The sequence below is a fragment of the Lysobacter sp. Soil_C_59 genome, assembly GCF_057656415.1.
In genome coordinates this window covers 149,675-165,525 of sequence record NZ_JBDGKK010000004.1, presented here as the reverse complement: position 1 = coordinate 165,525, position 15,851 = coordinate 149,675, and the positions used below count along the sequence as shown (strand labels likewise).

The 15,851-nt window shown below is 67.3% G+C and carries 20 protein-coding genes; 10 read left to right on the top strand and 10 right to left on the bottom strand.

All coding sequences use genetic code 11. The features are described 5' to 3' along the window. Positions 1–12: 12 nt before the first annotated feature. The 4 genes from AC3A3Q_RS10005 (at position 13) to AC3A3Q_RS09990 (ending at position 2,573) form a co-directional block, all read left to right on the top strand. Positions 13–387, top strand: coding sequence for a YciI family protein (locus tag AC3A3Q_RS10005; RefSeq protein ID WP_487586118.1), 375 nt, complete (start codon positions 13–15; stop codon positions 385–387). Positions 388–738: 351 nt separating this feature from the next. Beyond that, positions 739–1,092 (top strand): RcnB family protein, encoded by a 354-nt coding sequence (locus tag AC3A3Q_RS10000; RefSeq protein ID WP_487586117.1) that lies wholly within the window; start codon positions 739–741, stop codon positions 1,090–1,092. Between the two features lie 261 nt (positions 1,093–1,353). Further along, positions 1,354–1,953: a hypothetical protein gene (locus tag AC3A3Q_RS09995; protein ID WP_487586116.1), complete on the top strand. Its 600-nt coding sequence runs from the start codon at positions 1,354–1,356 to the stop codon at positions 1,951–1,953. 170 nt (positions 1,954–2,123) lie between these two features. Further along, positions 2,124–2,573, top strand: coding sequence for a hypothetical protein (locus AC3A3Q_RS09990; RefSeq protein WP_487586115.1), 450 nt, complete (start codon positions 2,124–2,126; stop codon positions 2,571–2,573). Between the two features lie 52 nt (positions 2,574–2,625). On the opposite strand, the gene AC3A3Q_RS09985 is transcribed toward AC3A3Q_RS09990, so the two are convergent. Then, on the bottom strand, positions 2,626–3,612 hold the full coding sequence (locus AC3A3Q_RS09985) for an NAD-dependent epimerase/dehydratase family protein (protein ID WP_487586114.1): 987 nt from the start codon (positions 3,610–3,612) through the stop codon (positions 2,626–2,628). Positions 3,613–3,809: 197 nt separating this feature from the next. On the opposite strand from AC3A3Q_RS09985, the gene AC3A3Q_RS09980 reads away from it, so the two are divergent. Beyond that, positions 3,810–4,286 carry a hypothetical protein gene (locus AC3A3Q_RS09980; protein ID WP_487586113.1) on the top strand — a complete coding sequence of 159 codons (477 nt, stop codon included), beginning with the start codon at positions 3,810–3,812 and terminating at the stop codon, positions 4,284–4,286. A 176-nt stretch (positions 4,287–4,462) separates the two neighbouring features. Continuing rightward, positions 4,463–5,038, top strand: coding sequence for a hypothetical protein (locus AC3A3Q_RS09975; RefSeq protein ID WP_487586112.1), 576 nt, complete (start codon positions 4,463–4,465; stop codon positions 5,036–5,038). A 42-nt stretch (positions 5,039–5,080) separates the two neighbouring features. Here AC3A3Q_RS09975 and AC3A3Q_RS09970 read toward each other — a convergent pair whose 3' ends face one another. From AC3A3Q_RS09970 to AC3A3Q_RS09950, 5 genes are all read right to left on the bottom strand, one after another. Further along, positions 5,081–5,788 (bottom strand): SDR family oxidoreductase, encoded by a 708-nt coding sequence (locus AC3A3Q_RS09970; RefSeq protein ID WP_487586111.1) that lies wholly within the window; start codon positions 5,786–5,788, stop codon positions 5,081–5,083. 52 nt (positions 5,789–5,840) lie between these two features. Next, a complete protein-coding gene (locus AC3A3Q_RS09965) occupies positions 5,841–7,034 on the bottom strand; it encodes an acetyl-CoA C-acyltransferase (protein WP_487586110.1) in 1,194 nt (397 codons plus the stop codon). Between the two features lie 82 nt (positions 7,035–7,116). Beyond that, positions 7,117–7,581: a PaaI family thioesterase gene (locus tag AC3A3Q_RS09960; protein WP_487586109.1), complete on the bottom strand. Its 465-nt coding sequence runs from the start codon at positions 7,579–7,581 to the stop codon at positions 7,117–7,119. Beyond that, positions 7,578–8,171 carry a TetR/AcrR family transcriptional regulator gene (locus AC3A3Q_RS09955; protein WP_487586108.1) on the bottom strand — a complete coding sequence of 198 codons (594 nt, stop codon included), beginning with the start codon at positions 8,169–8,171 and terminating at the stop codon, positions 7,578–7,580. The genes AC3A3Q_RS09960 and AC3A3Q_RS09955 overlap by 4 nt, the downstream gene beginning before the upstream one ends. 57 nt (positions 8,172–8,228) lie before the next feature. Further along, positions 8,229–8,972, bottom strand: coding sequence for a hypothetical protein (locus AC3A3Q_RS09950; RefSeq protein ID WP_487586107.1), 744 nt, complete (start codon positions 8,970–8,972; stop codon positions 8,229–8,231). Positions 8,973–9,015: 43 nt separating this feature from the next. Between AC3A3Q_RS09950 and AC3A3Q_RS09945 the strand changes: the two genes are divergently transcribed. Then, positions 9,016–9,879, top strand: coding sequence for a hypothetical protein (locus tag AC3A3Q_RS09945; protein WP_487586106.1), 864 nt, complete (start codon positions 9,016–9,018; stop codon positions 9,877–9,879). A 10-nt stretch (positions 9,880–9,889) separates the two neighbouring features. Here the strand turns inward: AC3A3Q_RS09945 and AC3A3Q_RS09940 are convergent, their stop codons facing one another. After that, complete coding sequence (locus tag AC3A3Q_RS09940) at positions 9,890–10,288, bottom strand: SRPBCC family protein (protein ID WP_487586105.1); 399 nt, start codon at positions 10,286–10,288, stop codon at positions 9,890–9,892. Positions 10,289–10,457: 169 nt separating this feature from the next. On the opposite strand from AC3A3Q_RS09940, the gene AC3A3Q_RS09935 reads away from it, so the two are divergent. Beyond that, positions 10,458–10,997: a DUF6630 family protein gene (locus tag AC3A3Q_RS09935; RefSeq protein ID WP_487586104.1), complete on the top strand. Its 540-nt coding sequence runs from the start codon at positions 10,458–10,460 to the stop codon at positions 10,995–10,997. Positions 10,998–11,012: 15 nt separating this feature from the next. Here the strand turns inward: AC3A3Q_RS09935 and AC3A3Q_RS09930 are convergent, their stop codons facing one another. Next, positions 11,013–11,522 (bottom strand): DUF1697 domain-containing protein, encoded by a 510-nt coding sequence (locus AC3A3Q_RS09930; protein WP_487586103.1) that lies wholly within the window; start codon positions 11,520–11,522, stop codon positions 11,013–11,015. A 156-nt stretch (positions 11,523–11,678) separates the two neighbouring features. Between AC3A3Q_RS09930 and AC3A3Q_RS09925 the strand changes: the two genes are divergently transcribed. After that, positions 11,679–12,545, top strand: a complete 867-nt coding sequence (locus AC3A3Q_RS09925; protein WP_487586102.1) for a DUF1570 domain-containing protein — start codon at positions 11,679–11,681, stop codon at positions 12,543–12,545. Between the two features lie 42 nt (positions 12,546–12,587). Here AC3A3Q_RS09925 and AC3A3Q_RS09920 read toward each other — a convergent pair whose 3' ends face one another. Beyond that, positions 12,588–13,826: an MFS transporter gene (locus tag AC3A3Q_RS09920; RefSeq protein ID WP_487586101.1), complete on the bottom strand. Its 1,239-nt coding sequence runs from the start codon at positions 13,824–13,826 to the stop codon at positions 12,588–12,590. Between the two features lie 211 nt (positions 13,827–14,037). Between AC3A3Q_RS09920 and AC3A3Q_RS09915 the strand changes: the two genes are divergently transcribed. Continuing rightward, complete coding sequence (locus AC3A3Q_RS09915) at positions 14,038–14,727, top strand: DUF2306 domain-containing protein (protein WP_487586100.1); 690 nt, start codon at positions 14,038–14,040, stop codon at positions 14,725–14,727. Here the strand turns inward: AC3A3Q_RS09915 and AC3A3Q_RS09910 are convergent. Continuing rightward, complete coding sequence (locus AC3A3Q_RS09910; protein ID WP_487586099.1) at positions 14,698–15,816, bottom strand: helix-turn-helix domain-containing protein; 1,119 nt, start codon at positions 15,814–15,816, stop codon at positions 14,698–14,700. The two genes, AC3A3Q_RS09915 and AC3A3Q_RS09910, sit on opposite strands and share 30 nt — an antisense overlap. Positions 15,817–15,851: the final 35 nt, after the last annotated feature.

Sequence of the window (15,851 nt, the reverse complement as noted above, 5' to 3'; positions counted from 1 at the left end):
CAGGAGGCCCCAGTGAAGTTTCTGCTGATGGTGTACACCGACCCCAAGCTGATGGATGCACTGCCCGAGGGCGAATTCGACCGCATGATGCGCGGCTGCCTGCACAAGGCCGACGAATTGCGCGCCCGCGGCACGCTGCTCGATGCGCAGCAGCTGGAGGCGCCCGTCACGGCCAAGTCGTTGCGCGCGCGCAACGGCAACACGACGATTTTCGACGGCCCCTTCGCCGAGGCCAAGGAAGTGTTCGCCGGCTTCAACCTGATCGAAGCCAGGGACATCGAGGAAGCACTCGAGATCGCCCACTCGTTCCCGTGGATCCGCGTGGGCTCGATCGAAGTGCGCCCGGTGCGCGACATGGAAGCGGTACGCGAGCGCGTAGGCGCCTGAAACCCCGCCCCCCCATTTGCGGGGGAGGGACAGGCGCGACGTTCGCGCCAGGGAGAGTGCGGGTAGTACCGGGCTCAGGCCAGCCGTCTCGTCCGGTGCGACGGCCACCGCCGACACTGGCCGCCTCCTCGTCAGGGAGACAGCGGGGCGGCGTGCGGACTGGGCCCTGTCCGCCGCCCCGGCTTTTACGGGCAGTGAAAGCGCTTACCTAAAGGCCATATGAAGGCAATCGCCTGCAAACAGCGACGGCGGTCATGGTTTGTGAATGGAAGGCCTTTCTGCCGCCCACGCCGACGTAGGATCGCAGCGCACCGGCACTCACAAGTGCAACGGCAATCCACAGGGGAACCCATGAAGCGTCTGCTGTCTGTCCTGATTATCGGTTTCGTGTTCCTGGCGCCCGTGGCGGCTTCCGCCTATGGCAAGAACAAGCACGGCAACGACCACCACCACCATGACGATCACGACCGTGACCATCGTGACGACCACCACGACCACCACCCTGGCAAGCACAAGGGCCACCACAAGCAGGAATACCGCCGTGGCGTGGTCTACGTCGAGCGTCGCGTCTACGTCGACGACTACCCGCGCTACCACCTGCACGAGCCGCCGCGCGGCCACCGCTGGGTGCGCAGCGACGACGGCAAGTACGTGCTGATCGCAGTGGCCACCGGCATCATCGCCGACGTGCTGCTGCACCACTGATACGCCGGTCCACCTGCACGCGCAAGAAGCCCCGCCCCGGCGGGGCTTTTTGTTTTCCGGGACTGGCACGGCTCCCCGGCATCCAGAGGTCGCGGGCATACCCCGCCTTCACTTCCCCCTGCGCAGACTGAATCGGGGCGCCCTCCAGCACGGCAATCGCCGACCGGCCCATCCGGTCGCCGCCACGCCACGGGCGTCCCCTCACGCTGTCCGGCAGCGTTCCTGCGGATCGCATCGTCGAAGCAATCAATGGAGACCGTAGTGAAGACATCCTCCCTGTCGCGCACCCTTCCCTCCGTTCTGGCGCTTTCCCTGACCTTGGCGCTGGCCACGGCCTGCTCGACCACCGCCCCGGCCGACACCGGTCCGAGCGAGACGGTCGCGATGAGCGTGCAAGCCACCGGCAAGATCGTGAACATCGACACGCCCTCGCGCCTGGTGACCATCGAGGGCGAAGACGGCAAGCAGGTCGAAGTGCATGCCGACGACACCGTGCGCAACTTCGACCAGGTCCGCGTCGGCGACGTGGTCCAGATCGACTACGTCAACGCGGTGACCATCGACATCCAGCCGGCCGGCAGCGCCGAGCCGGGCGCCTACATCAAGGAAAACCAGGACGTCGCCAAGACCGGCGAGAAGCCGCGCTATGGCAAGGCGGAGGTAGTCACGGTGCTGGCGCCGATCGAGGCGATCGACACGGTCAACAACACGATCACAGTGAAAGGTCCGCGCGGCAACGTGGTCACGCTCGACGTCAAGAAGCCCGAGCACCAGGCGCGGCTGAAGACGCTGAAGGTCGGCGACATGCTGCGCATCGCCTTCACCGAAGCGGCGGCGGTGTCGATCAATCCCAGGAAGTGACGCTTCCTGCGGCAATGAAGACGGGCGGCCCTGTGCCGCCCTTTTTCATGTGCGGCATTCACGCCGCCAGCACTTCCGCGACCGTGCGCTGAAGGCTGCCAGCGCGGGTTCCCCGGCGTTCATGCATGCAGTGGAGACTCGAGGCAGGAACAGCCCCATGGAGGTCCTGCATGCGCACGAAGCCACTAGCAGCATTCGCCGCCACTTGCGCGATCGTCGTCGGCATGGCGTCGCCGACCGCGGCACGCGCCGCCGACATCGACTGCAAGCTCACCTACAAGCTCGACGGCTGGTCGTTCATCTACAAGCAGACCTCCGGCAAGGGCACCGTCACCTGCGACAACGGTCAGTCGATCCCGGTGCACGTCAGCGCCAAGGCCGTCGGCCTGACCGCTGGCAAATGGCAGATCGACAACGGCAAGGGTCGCTTCACCGACGTGCACAGCATCAACGACGTGCTCGGCCGCTATGTCCAGGCCAGCGCCAATGCCGGCATCGTCAAGTCCGGCGAAGCGCAGGTACTGACCAAGGGCCCGGTCTCGCTGGCATTGGCCGGCGGCGGCGAAGGCATCAACCTTGGCGTGGATGTGGGTGCGTTCAAGATCGAACGCGGCCGTTGATTCGTTCCTCCGCGGGCCTCTCCCGATTGCGGGAGAGGCCTGCGGTGCGGCCTCAGCCGCTCACGGGATACGGTCCGTCGGCAAAGACCGTGTCGTGATAACCCTTGCTGCCGACCGCTTCGGCCAGCGCGCTGCGGAACTCGCCGCCGCCGCCCAGCGCCGCGAGCACGCCGCGGAAGTCGTAGCCCGGCTCCCAACCCAGCTCTGACCGCGCCCGCGAATTCACGTAGACGCGATCGAGTTGCGGGAACATCCGCCAGCCCCGTGCCGCGTACAACGATGCCGCTTCGGGGAACAGTCGATGGACCACGGCGGGTGCATCGCGCCGGAGCTCGTCCAGGTCGGCTTCGCTGAAAGGCGTGGTCGCCGAGACGATGTAGCGACCGAAGCCGATCTCGGGTGCACGTTCGACCGCGAGCAGGTGCGCGTCGACAGCGTCCTCGATGTCGAGCCTGCGATACAGCAGTTCGTTGGCCTGGGCATTGGCGGTGACATAGCCGCTGCGCATGTCGATGCTGTCGTCGGGCTCAGGGAAGAAGCGCGAAGTACGCAGCACGACCACCGGCAGGCGCCGCTTGCGGAAGAACAGCTGGCACAGGTGCTCGGCCGACAGCTTGGTCACGCCGTAGATGTTCTTCGGGATCGGCGCGACGTCCTCGGTGATCCACGCCGCCGGCAATCCCGGCGCCGGCGTCAACGCCGCGCCGAAGGTGCTGGTGGTGCTGGTGAACACGAACGAGGCGACACCCGCGGCCACGGCCTCTTCCAGCAGCACCAGCGTGCCGCTGATGTTGGTGTCGATGAAGTCCTGGTGCGGGTGGGTGGCCACGTGCGGCTTGTGCAGCGTGGCGGTATGGATGATCGCCTGCACGTGCGGCATGCGCCGGCGGATGAAGTCGCGATCGTTGATCGAACCAACGTGGTCGGTGAACGGCGAGGGCTTGATGTCGATACCGACGGCAGGTCGGCCGGCCGCGCGCAGTTTGCGCATCAGGGCTTCGCCGAGGTGGCCGGCGCTCCCGGTCACGAGAATCGTCATGCGTGCGCTCCTGTGGCTGGATGCCTTGGTCGAGAGTATGCGGATCGGGGCCGAGTCCGGACTCCAAAACGGGCACGCAGCGTCGCCCTCCTGGCGGCCTATTGGCCCTGCCGACATGGCCGTTATTGGCTCTCGCATGGGTCCGCCTGCGCTCCTATCGTCGACCGCGCTCCCCCCAACCCATGGAGAGGTCGACGATGAATACCCGTTCCCTGCGTCCCCTGGCTTCGGCCGTCCTGGCCCTGGTGGCCCTTTCGCTGGCACCGGCCGTGCTGGCCGGCGGCCACGGCAATGCCCGCGGCTGCGCCCGCCAGTTCGAACTGGCCCAGCGTATGGACATGGAATCCTTCCGCGACTACGACGAAGCGACCTTCCGCGCCGTCCACGACGATCGTGCGGTCACCATCTTCGGCAGCGGCGCGGTGCGCTATGGCATCGACGCGATCATGGCCGCGCTGGCCAGCCACTTCGCCGGCCGCGAAGCGGTGTGGACCTGGACCGAGAAATACCGCGTGGTCGATGGCTGCAACTCGGCCTTCATCCTGTACGAGACGATGTACGAGATCCCGCGCATCGGCTTTCGCCAGCGCGCGCTGACCGGCGTGACCTACAGCCATGACGGCCACCGCTGGCTGGCCATTGCCGACCAGGGCACGCCGCTGCCGCTGCCGTAAGCGGATTTGCGGGCCGCAGCGGGGGATCGGGCGGATCCCTCGCTGCGTCCGGGATGACAGCGGTAGGAATTGTGCGGACATCGTCGTAGGTCATGGCCGCGACAGGCCGCTTTCGTCGCTGCGCGCGAATGCCGCCGTGCAACGATCGGCCGCAGCCAAACACGGACGTACGCTCGATGACCCACGGACGGGGAGAGCCCACGCAGCGACACTCCCGTCGGCTGCGCAGCCTGATTCTCGACCTGCTTGAACGCATGCCGCGGATCGAACTTTCAGAAGACGGATACGCCGCGGTCACCACCGTCGCGCGCCACTTGTTCCTGCTGATCTTCTTCATGGCGTCGGTGCATACGGTGCAGGGTGTTCTGCGCGAGTACCGGCATGCCAGGGCGATCCTCGAAGATCACGGCGTCGCCGTCGCGGTTCCGGCCAAGGCCGACACCGCGCTGGATCGCCTCCTGCCAACGGCACGGATGGATCAGGACCTCTATACCTTCAGCGTCGACGGGACGGCCTACTCCGCCAGCTTCGCCACGGACGACCCGACCGTGCAGGTGGCCTATGCGAGTGCCCAGCCGGGCCGGTTCGGCCGACTGGACGTGCTCGAGTACCAGGGCAGCGCCGTCCACGTCGTGATGGGCACCGTCGTCGCGGTGCCCGCGTTCGCGATGGCCTGCTGGGCATCGCTCGCGTTCCTCATGCGGTTCGTGTTCCGCATAGGACGCTGGTCGGATTTCTACGGCCGCAACTGAAGCTGGCTGGAGACGGAAGGTCTCCAGCCAGCGCGTTGCCGCTTATTCGCTGCCGGCCGACAGGTACGCCGCCTGCGGCGAGGACAGGCTGCCCTTGACCTGGCGGCTGGTGTCGTCGGCCAGGACTTCCACGCTGCCGTCCTGCAGCGCGCGCACGATCTGCTCGGCGACGTCCTTCGGCGCGATCTTCGGTGCGTCGAAGCCGGCGGTCATGTCGGTGTCCATCAGTCCCAAATGGACGCCGACCACCTGCGTGCCCTGCCCGCGCAGTTCATTGCGCAGGCCGTTGGTGAGCGACCAGGCCGCGGCTTTCGAGATGCAGTAGGTCGCCGTGCCCGGCAGGCTGATCCAGCTCAGCACCGACAGCACGTTCACCAGCGCGCCGCCGCCGTTGCGCGCCAGCGTCGGCGCGAAGGCCTGCGTGACCCGCCAGGGGCCCCAGAAGTTGGTGTCCATTTCCTCGCGCGCCGTCTGCTCGCCGGTGTCCGACAGCAGCACGCCACCGCGGGCGATGCCGGCGTTGTTGATCACCACGTTGACGTCAGGACAGGCCTTGGCAGCCGCGGCGATACTGTCAGGCGATGTCACGTCCAGCGCGATCGCGGTGACGCCTTGCTGGTCGATCGCGGCGGGATTGCGCGCGGCCGCATAGATCCTGGCGGCGCCGGCCTGCTTGAGCGCCTCGACCAGCGCGCGGCCGAGACCGCGGTTGGCGCCGGTAACCAATACAACGGCATTCTTGATGTCCATCGAGCACCTCTGTGGGGGAGTGTTGCGGGAGTGTCGCGTCGGGGAGTGACGGTTACTGCGGACGTTCGATGGCGATGGCGGTGGCTTCGCCGCCGCCGATGCACAGCGCCGCGACGCCGCGGGAAAGACCGCGGCGCTGCAGCGCATGCAGCAGGGTGACGATCAGGCGCGCGCCGGTGGCACCGATGGGATGCCCCAGTGCACAGGCGCCGCCATTGACGTTGAGGCGGTCACGGTCGATGCCCAGGTCCTGTGCCGCGGCCATCGCCACCACGGCAAAGGCCTCGTTGATCTCGAACAGGTCGACGTCGTCGACGCTCCAGCCGACCTTGTCGAGCAGCTTGCTGATCGCCGGGATCGGCGCGGTGGTGTACCAGGCCGGCGCCTGGCTGTGCGTGGCATGGGCGCGGATCTCGGCGAGGATCGGCAAGCCCTCGCGCTGCGCCAGCGACTTGCGCGTCAGCACCAGTGCAGCGGCGCCGTCGGCGTTGGCCGATGCGCTGGCAGCGGTGATGGTGCCGTCGCTGGCGAAGGCGGGCTTGAGCGACGGAATCTTTTCCGGTGACACCTTCAGCGGATGCTCGTCTGTATCGACGATGCGCTCGCCGCCTTTGACCGGCACGGGCACCGGAACGATCTCTGCGGCAAATGCGCCGCTTTCGATCGCGCTGCGGGCGCGGGTCAGGGTTTCGACCGCGTACGCATCCTGGTCGGCGCGGCTGAAACCGTACTTGGCGACGGCGACTTCGCCGAACTCGCCCATCGCGCGGCCGGGTTCGTAAGCGTCCTCGAGGCCGTCGAGCATCATGTGGTCGAAGATGCGGTCGTGGCCGACGCGATAGCCGCTGCGCGCCTTCGACAGCAGGTACGGTGCGTTCGACATCGATTCCATCCCGCCGGCAACGACCAGGTCGACAGACCCGGCAAGCAGCAGGTCGTGGGCGATCATCGTCGCCTTCATGCCGGAGCCGCAGACCTTGTTGACGGTGGTCGCGCCGACGGCATCGGGCAAGCCGGCCGCGCGTGCGGCCTGCCGCGCCGGAGCCTGGCCTTGTCCTGCCGGCAGTACGCAGCCCATGAGCACTTCGTCGATGCGTTCGGGTGCGAGGCCGGCGCGATCGAGCGCCGCGGAAATGGCGTGCGCACCCAGTTGCGGCGCGGTCACGGGCGACAGGTCGCCGAGGAAACGTCCCAGCGGCGTGCGGACGGCGGAGACGATGACGATGGGGTCGTGGGCAGGGGACATGGACAACTCGTTGGGGGGGCGTAGGAGCGAGCTTGCTCGCGATAACAGCGGCGGAAAGGCCTGATCGCGAGCAAGCTCGCTCCTACGCAGCAGGGGTGGGTCGATCGATCACCAGCAGGGTGGAAGTGGCAGTGGCATAGAGCCGACCGTCGGCACCGGTCAGGCGTGCTTCGGCGAACGCGGCGCGGCGGCCGATCGAGACGACCTTGCCTTCGGCGCGCAGCAAGCCGGAATCGCGCGTCACCGCCTTGTGATACGCGACCTTGAGTTCAAGCGTGGTGTAGGCCTGCTGTGCGCTCAGCTGCGAATGCACGGCGCAGCCGCAGGCGGAATCGAGCAGGGTCGCGGCGTAGCCGCCATGGACCATGCCGATCGGGTTGTAGGCGTGGTCGCCGGGCGTGCCGGCGAACACCGCTCGCCCGGGCTCGACCTCGATGAAGTCGAAGTCCAGCGAGTGCAGGATTCCCGGCTTGCGGCCGGACGCAATCAGCGCGCGCAGCTGCGACAGGCCGTCGAGGCCGGCGCCGATTTCATCGACCATGCTCATGCATCGATCTCCAGGTTGAGGCGTTGGCCCAGTTGTCGGCGCGATGACGCCAGCAGGGCATCGGAGCGGGCGCGATCGCTTTCGCAACGGGCCATTGCCAGGGTGCCGACCATCTCGGCCAGCACCGATGCAGCCAGTGCTGGCGCGTCGTCGTGACCGAGGCGTTCAAGCGCGGCCGCCAATGCGTCCTGCAACCGGCGCGAGCCTGCGCTGAATGCGTCGCGGGCGGCGACATCCAGCCGCGGTATCTCGCCGGACAGGGCCGCGATCGGGCAGCCCTGCCCCGGCGCATCACGATGCGCCGCAGACAGATAGACACGCAAATAGGCGGCCAGACCGTCCGCATCGCCCTTGCCGTCGTGCGCCCGGCGCCAGTGCGCGATGGAGTCTTCGAACATCTGCGTGATCGCGGCGGCGACCAGCTCGTCCTTCGACTGGAAGTGGGCGTAGAAGCCGCCGTGGGTCAGGCCGGCCTCGCGCATGACGCCGGCGACGCCGACCCCGGCCGGGCCGTCGCTGTGGATGGCGCGTGCGGCGGCCCTCAGGACGCGCTGGCGGGTCTGAAGCTTGTGGTCGGCGTCATAACGCATGGTGCGTTATATGACGTCGATCATATCAAGTTCAAGGGGGCCGCCCCCGGCCCGTGGTCAGACCTGCGCGTAACGAACGAAGGCGTGGATCGCCGGAAGGGTCTGGTAGTGCAATTCAGCCAGCTGCGCTCGCTCGTCCCGGCTCAGCGGCATCAGCGGCTCGGTGTAGAGGTCGCTGTAGCTGCTGCGCCAGCCCAGCACCAGCGCCGCATCCATGGGGACATCGGTGAAGTCGCCGTACGGGCGCCGCGGGGCGATGTAGGGCAATGGCGAAAACACCTGGCGCGTGCGCCAGGAGGCGGCCTTGAGCAGCTTCAGGTGCTCCGGGATGAGGCGGAAGAAATCGCCTTGCATCCCGGAACCCGGGGCATCGAGGAACTCGGCGATGTCGCGCGGCAGGTAGTAGTCGCCGGGCGCGAGGCTGGCCTTCTCGATGAATTCCGGCAGCGCGAACGCAGCCTCCAGGAAAGCCCGCAAACGTTCGCCTTCGTCTGGCAATGAGGTCATGCGCCGCAAGGACGCAAATCCGTCTTCGTCCAGATGCAGCGGTGTGACCGGATTGACGCAGGGGGCGCCGGTAGCGGTAGGCATCCAGTCGAAGCGGATTTCGCGGATCAGGTCGACATGCTTGCTGATCAGCGGCACCGGCATGAACCCGTTGAAGCCGCACAGCGCGTCGAAGAAACGTTCCCGCTCGCCCATGACTGCAACAACACATCTGACTGGACGAGAAGTTGAACCCAGTGGACGCCGCAACCCCATCAGATTCGTCTGAATGTGCGCCGGAGCAGGTCGCCGCAAGCGTTATTCTTGTCACTACCACGTTGTTGTTTCGGAGGCCCGCATGGCCCGGTTCCGATACATCGGCCTGTCGTTCTGGATGCTGTCCGCGCTGGCCTGTGGCCCAGTACGTGCCCAGGCCGTGATCGAGCTGAGCCACGTGACGCTCGCCGATGCGGATCTTGGCGACGGCGCGGAACTGGGTGGGCGCGAGGACGGCCTGCTGCTGCGCACGCCGAAGTTCGACGTTGCCGACGGCAGCTTCGACGTCGCTGCCGACTACACCTACACGCATTACGACTACAGCGGCCTGGCCACGCGTGACCGCGACCTGCATCGGCTCGAGCTGCCAATGACCTGGACCGGCACCTCGCCCACCCATGCCCGGATCGGAGTCACTCCGGTCGCGGCGGCATCTTCCAACGTGTTCAAGGACCTGTTCTCACGCGGCGGCAGTGACGACTTCTCGGTGTACGGCAATGCCAGCATCGAACGCCTTCCCTCCGGCGGATGGGGCTGGCGCGCAGGCGCGGCTTATGACGATTCGTTCGGCGACGAGCGGGCCTATCCCGTGCTGGCACTGTTGCGCGATGGCGACGCGGTCACGCTCGAACTTGGCTGGCCGCGCACGCGCGTCGACTGGAAAGTGCATCCCCGTGTCAACCTCGGCCTCGACATCGCCCCGGCCGGCGGCCGCTGGCATGTGGTCAGCGACGAGCGCGACGGTGCCGAGTTCTTCTACGTCACCGAGGCCTGGCGCGCGCAGCTGCTGGCACAGTGGGCCATCACTGCGCACTGGCAGCTCGACGCGATCGTCGGCTACGAGTTCGACCGCAGCCACGATTTCGAAGACGACACCGGCCTTCGCATCGACGAAGACGTCGACTCGACGGTGCTGTACGGCGTGAACTTCGCCTACCGGTTCTAGTTGGCACGATCTAGGCGACGCCTTCGAGCGTCTGCTTCATCGCCCCGAGGCCCTGCTCGATCAGACCGGCAACCTTCTCTTCCAGCGCATCGGGCAGCAGATCGGCGATCCAGACCAGGCGCGTGCCGCCGTCGCCGGACTCGAAGGCCTGCACCGAGGCGTTGTGGTGGGCGAACGGGTCACCCATTGCCGACCAGACCACGCGGCGCTCGGCGTCGTCGACATCGATGATGCGCTCGCGCACCGACATGCCATTGGCGAAGGTGATCGCGCGGACGTCGCCGTCGAGTTCGCACTGGGTGACGAAGCCGCGCACCAGCCGCTCATGAATGCGGCCCACGTCGCGCAGCGCATCCCAGGCCTGCGCCGGCGGGACCGCGACCTGGATCTCCCTGCGGATCGATGCCATGCCACCACCTCCGGTCGATTGCACGTGAAGACGGCAAGCTTCTGGCCTTGCCGATGCGGAAGATAGCCCGCCGGTGGACAACCCGACGTGAGGCACGATCGTCACCGGACAGAGCGCGATGTGTGCGATCGCCGTATCCTGTGTGTCCGGCCAATCGGCGGAGCGCACCATGAGCACCCACACCGAATACGACCCCGACGACAACTTCGCCCGTTCATTCAGCGCGGACGCCGACATCGACGAGGAAGCGGCGCTGGAAGCGGTGGCGTGGCAACTCCTGCTGCTGATCAATCCCGGCGACGAAGACGCGGCGATGCAGCAGTTCCAGGCCTGTCGCGATTCGCTCGACGAAGGCGAGGATCCGGTGGAACTGATCCGCGACGTGATCGACTGGAAGTCGGGCTTCCACGTCGAGGACAGCGACCCGGCCGGTCTGATCGAGGTGCTGGACGAACTGGCCTCGCGCTTCAACCTGCGCATCGAATGGGGCGTGGAAGATCCGACCGACGAGGACTTCCTGTCCGACGCCGAGGTCCCGTCGCTGATCAACACCGCCTACGACCGCCTGCGCGAACACCACTACACCCTGTGGACCTGGGAAACCGGGCACGACACGCACGCCGGTTTCATGACCCTGCAGCGTGACGACGAAGCGTTGCGGACCGTTGCCGGCGCGCTGGGATTCCACGTGCGCCCGGGCGCGGGGTGATGGATCCGATGGCCGTTACTTCGCGGCCATCTGCGCGAGTTTCGCCACGGTATTGAGGTTGCGTGCCGTGCCGGCTTTCGCCGCCGGGATCACCAGCTTCGACGCGGCCATGCCATCGCCGTAATGCACGTAGATCTCACGCTTGCCCAGCGCGATTTTCTCGTCGCTGAGATGGCGCACGGTGACCAGCGCGTCGGCCGGCGGCGCCGCGTCGAGGAAAATGGCCAGCGCGCGATTCGGCGCCGCATCGGGGAAGGGATTGTCGGCCAGTACCTGCGCCATCTCCGCCGCGGTGCGGATCGCGACGCCGACCGGCTTGCCGGCATGGCTTTCCAGCGCTGCCTCCAACGCCGCCTTGGCCTTGCCCGCAGCGCCCGGCGTGTCGAACACGACATTGCCGCTGGCGATGTAGGTACGCACGTTCCTGAAACCGGCGGCTTCGCACATGGCGCGCAGATCGGCCATCGGCAGCTTGCCGGTACCGCCGACATTCACGGCGCGAAGCAGGGCGATGTAGGTGGGCATGGGCGGGAAGGATAGCGGCACGGATCCCATGCCGGGGGCATTGGCCTAGACTGGTTGCCATTGCGACCGGGGGATCCAATGCGCGCAGGAACTCAAGTTGGCCGGGAGAGAGCACGCGTCGGCGCTGTCCTGAAAATCTGCCGCTGGATCGCCCTGGTGCTGACTGGCGTATTGCTGGGCGCAGCCGCTGTGCATTGGTTGCCACGGGACGAGCCGCGCAAAGACCATCTGGGCGGCGGAGTAGTACGGACGCCGCAGGCCACGTTCGCTCCGACGCTACAGAGCACTCACTACGCGATCTCCTCCACGGCCGACACCGCGCAGACCAGGCAGGTGATGCATGCGGTTGAACAACTGCGGGCGGCGTACAGCGCGTTCTTCCCGGAAGTTCGCGCTCAGCGCGAGGACGGCCAGAAGCTGAAGCTCCGGCTGTACCGGGACCAGGCCGAGTTCAAGGCGAACAATCGCAGCAGCCCCTGGGCCGAAGCCTACTACCAGACTCCGGTCTGCCACGCGTACTACGGCGTTGGCGAGCGCAACCCGTACCACTGGATGCTCCATGAAGCCACGCACCAGCTCAATCGCGAACTCGCCGGGTTCCCGCGCGTCCGCTGGAGTGACGAAGGCCTGGCGTCGTACTTCGGCGCGAGCAAGCTGGAGGACGGCAAGCTCGTTCCCGGCACGATCGATGGCAATGCCTATCCGATCTGGTGGCTATCGAGCCTGGCACTGAGCGGCGATCTGGCCGACGACATCGCGCACGGGCGGATCATTTCGCTGCGCGCGGTGATCGATGGCAGCGGCCCGCCGATCGGTCAGCGCGTGAACCTGTACTACATCGAGTTCTGGAGCCTGTCGCACTTCCTGTTCCACTATAACGGTGGCCAGTACGCGCAGGGGTATCGCCGATTGCTGGCGCAAGGCGGCAGCGTCGAGGCGTTCGAGGCGGAGATCGGGCCGGTCGCTCGCGTGCAGGAGCAGTGGTACGGGTACCTGCGGGAGATGAGTTCGCGGGTGCACTGAATGTGGATCCCGGCGTTCGCCGGGATGACGTGAGGCGGCGACCTACTCCGCCTCGCCCATTGCCAGCGCGACCTCGCCCTGCGCCGCATCGCGCCGCGCCCACGCATAGATCAGCAACCCCAGCACCGCCATGGCCGCACCGACCACGCCGGTCGAGGTCCAGCCGTAACCGGCGGTGATCGCCATGCCACCCAGCCACGGGCCCAGCGCGTTTGCCATGTTGAAGGCCGAGTGGTTGGAGGCGGCGGCGAGTGTCTGTGCCTCGGCGGCAACGTCCATCAGATGCGCCTGCAGGATGGTCGCCAACGCGCCCATCGTGCCGACCGCGACCACCACCGGCAGCACCGTCCACACCGACTTCGCGGCCAGCGGGAACAGCAGCAGCACCAGCGTTGACCACACCAGCACCACAGGCGCGGCGCGGAACTGCAGGCGATCGAACAGCCAGCCGCCGGCGACCGTGCCGATGATGCCGCCGATGCCGAAGGCGACCAGGCCGAACGGGATGAAGGTCTCGGGTACGCCGGTGACGTTGACCAGGGTCGGGGCGAGGTAGCTGAAGACGCAGAACATGCCGGCGAAGCCAATCGCGCCGATGCCCAGCGCCAGCCACACCGGCTTGCGGTTGAAGTCGCGCAGTTCGCGCAGTGCATCCGGGCGCGGTGCGTTCATGCCGCGCGGCAGTACGCGCATGGTCATCGCCACGGTCGCCAGGGCGATCACCGACACCAGCGCGAACGCCCAGCGCCAGCCGAACGCCTGGCCGAGCCAGGTGGCCAGCGGATTGCCGACCAGCAGCGCGATCGACAGGCCCAGCATCACCCGGCCGACCGCGGCACCGCGCTGCTCCGGCCGGCTGATGCGCGCGGCGACCAGCGCGGCGATGCCGAAGTAGGCACCGTGCGGCAGGCCGGCCACGAAGCGGGCCAGCATCAGCGTGTGGTAGTCCGGCGCCATCGCACTGGCCAGGTTGCCGAAGGCATAGAAGCCCATCAGCGCCAGCAGCAGGCTGCGGCGGGAAAGCCTGGATCCCAGGATGGCCAGCAGCGGCGCACCGACGACCACGCCGAGCGCGTAGGCACTGATCACGTGGCCGACCTGCGGCTCGCTGACGCCCATGCTGCGGGCGATCTCGTTGATCAGCCCCATCACCACGAACTCGCTGGTGCCGATGGCGAAGCCGCCCATGGCCAGGGCGAACAGGATCAGCGCGACCTGGCGCGGCGAAAGAACGGGCGACGGCGCTGCGGCGGGCGCGGCGTGGGGGAGAGAAGCAGGCATGGGCCCATTATGCTGCATTGCAGCATGTGACGGGACCGTACTGGCGGCCCACAGCGTTGCAGCGATTGGCGGTAGCCGACAACCCGTCATCCCCGCGAAGGCGGGGACCCAGCGCCTTTTGAGGTGCGCCAGGGCGTACGACTCCCCCGATTCGGACGACTGCGCACGTCAAGACGACCAACCTCAGGCCTCCAGACCCAGGAGGCAGGCAATGAATCGCGGTTGGCAACGTTTAGGAACCTACGGATCCCGCGCACTGCGCTGGACGCTCACCCTGCTGTTCCTGCTGCTATGCCTGGCCATATCGGCCTACGCCTTCACTTACATGTATCGCTACCACGGCCCCTTGGACTTCATGTCGGCCAAGTTCGTCCTGTCCGGCCTGGACGTTCCGGCGCATTTCATGGGCGCCGGACTGGCGCTGCTGCTGGCGCCGCTGCAGATGAGCGCGACCATTCGCCGCTACGTGCCCCGCCTGCACCGGCTCAGCGGTGGGCTCTACACCGCGGGCGTGCTGATCGGCGGCCTCGGCGGGCTGTCGCTGTCGACGCATCCCACCGGCGGCGTCGCGTCCGGGATTGCCTTCGCCCTGCTCGCAGTCCTGTGGATGGGCGTGACCGGCATCGGCATACGCCACGCGATCGCCGGCGACCTCGCCCTGCACCGGCGCTGGATGATCCGCAGCATCGCCCTCACCGCCTCGGCCATCACCCTGCGGCTGACGCTCGGCATCGGCCAGGGCGTCCTGCACCTGCCTTTCGTGCCGGTCTATATCTTCGCGGCGTGGAGTTGCTGGACGGTCAACCTGGCGCTGGGCGAGCTGTGGCTGCACTGGCCAGCGATCCGCGCGACGTGGCTGTCCCCGCGCCCGCTATCGCGTGTCGGCGTCGGCCATGGTTGACGACTGCGCCTGGCGGTACGCGCTCGGCGTCACCGCCAGCTGGCGTTTGAAGGCGGCGTTGAAGGTCGACTTCGAGGTGAAGCCGCAGGCGTAGGCGATGTCGAGGATGGTGCGCGTGTCGCCGGCATCGGCCAGGCAGGCGCGCGCGGCTTCGATGCGCTGGCGGTTGATGTAGTCCCAGAAGTTGCCGGCGAAGCGCCGGTTGATCACCGCCGACACCAGGTACTCCGGGTACCCGCTGCGCCTGGCCAGCTGGCCGATGGTCAGGGCCGGCTCGCTGTAGAGGTGCTCACGTTCCATCAATCGGGTCAGGCGTGCCTCCACCTCGGCGAAGCGCGGATCGTCGACGGCCGGAACCTCGGCAGGGGACTCACTCGCCGCTGGCGCCTGCACCGCAACGGCGACCTGGCTCAGGCTCAGGTAGCCGACCACGAACACCCATGCCACGACTGCGCCGTAGATCAGCGGATAGTCGATCCATGGGATCCGCAGCTGCCACTGCGCCACGGCGATGCACCAGATCACGATCTGCGACAACGCCATCGCGTCGATCCAGTGCAACGACATGCGATCGGCATCGGAGCGGCGCTGCAACAGTTCGCGGCGATAGCGGCGCACGCGCACCAGCCCCGCCACCACATACGACAGGCTGTAGCCGAACAGTCCGATATCCAGCCACGGCGCACCCGGCCAGTATCCGCCCGCCGCCAGGTCCGCCAGGAAGGCCTGCGTCTGCGTGCGATCCATCAGGAACCACTGCGCGTTGACCGCCAGCGCAGCGACGAAGCCCAGCAGATGCACGCCATCGCGCAAACCCGGCGCGCGGCCCTGGGTCAGCGTGCGGACGTAGAGGTAGAACGCACTGCCATACAGGAACGGGAACAACCCGACGAAGCGATACAGCTTGAGCAGCTCGATCGAGGACCCGTGGAAGTACGCCGCCTTCACCGCCAGATCGAAGCCGATCACCGCGATCCACGCCGCCAGCACGCGGTTGGCCTGCACATTGACCGGACGCCGCCACAGCGCCAGCGCCAGCAGCGCGGCCTGCGCGGCACCGATCAGGAAGACGAGACTCCAGAAGTTCACGGGGTGATGGCGGACCTGTCGGCGACCGCGGCATC

Excerpts from the sequence above, each read along its gene's own strand:
- AC3A3Q_RS09985 (WP_487586114.1), bottom strand. The coding sequence starts at position 3,612 with ATGACGATTCTCGTGACCGGGAGCGCCGGCCACCTCGGCGAAGCCCTG.
- AC3A3Q_RS09935 (WP_487586104.1), top strand. The coding sequence starts at position 10,458 with ATGAGCACCCACACCGAATACGACCCCGACGACAACTTCGCCCGTTCA.
- AC3A3Q_RS09920 (WP_487586101.1), bottom strand. The coding sequence starts at position 13,826 with ATGCCTGCTTCTCTCCCCCACGCCGCGCCCGCCGCAGCGCCGTCGCCC.
- AC3A3Q_RS09930 (WP_487586103.1), bottom strand. The coding sequence starts at position 11,522 with ATGCCCACCTACATCGCCCTGCTTCGCGCCGTGAATGTCGGCGGTACC.
- AC3A3Q_RS09960 (WP_487586109.1), bottom strand. The coding sequence starts at position 7,581 with ATGAGCATGGTCGATGAAATCGGCGCCGGCCTCGACGGCCTGTCGCAG.
- AC3A3Q_RS09975 (WP_487586112.1), top strand. The coding sequence starts at position 4,463 with ATGACCCACGGACGGGGAGAGCCCACGCAGCGACACTCCCGTCGGCTG.
- AC3A3Q_RS10000 (WP_487586117.1), top strand. The coding sequence starts at position 739 with ATGAAGCGTCTGCTGTCTGTCCTGATTATCGGTTTCGTGTTCCTGGCG.
- AC3A3Q_RS09915 (WP_487586100.1), top strand. The coding sequence starts at position 14,038 with ATGAATCGCGGTTGGCAACGTTTAGGAACCTACGGATCCCGCGCACTG.
- AC3A3Q_RS09955 (WP_487586108.1), bottom strand. The coding sequence starts at position 8,171 with ATGCGTTATGACGCCGACCACAAGCTTCAGACCCGCCAGCGCGTCCTG.
- AC3A3Q_RS09990 (WP_487586115.1), top strand. The coding sequence starts at position 2,124 with ATGCGCACGAAGCCACTAGCAGCATTCGCCGCCACTTGCGCGATCGTC.
- AC3A3Q_RS09940 (WP_487586105.1), bottom strand. The coding sequence starts at position 10,288 with ATGGCATCGATCCGCAGGGAGATCCAGGTCGCGGTCCCGCCGGCGCAG.
- AC3A3Q_RS09965 (WP_487586110.1), bottom strand. The coding sequence starts at position 7,034 with ATGTCCCCTGCCCACGACCCCATCGTCATCGTCTCCGCCGTCCGCACG.
- AC3A3Q_RS09980 (WP_487586113.1), top strand. The coding sequence starts at position 3,810 with ATGAATACCCGTTCCCTGCGTCCCCTGGCTTCGGCCGTCCTGGCCCTG.
- AC3A3Q_RS09945 (WP_487586106.1), top strand. The coding sequence starts at position 9,016 with ATGGCCCGGTTCCGATACATCGGCCTGTCGTTCTGGATGCTGTCCGCG.
- AC3A3Q_RS09970 (WP_487586111.1), bottom strand. The coding sequence starts at position 5,788 with ATGGACATCAAGAATGCCGTTGTATTGGTTACCGGCGCCAACCGCGGT.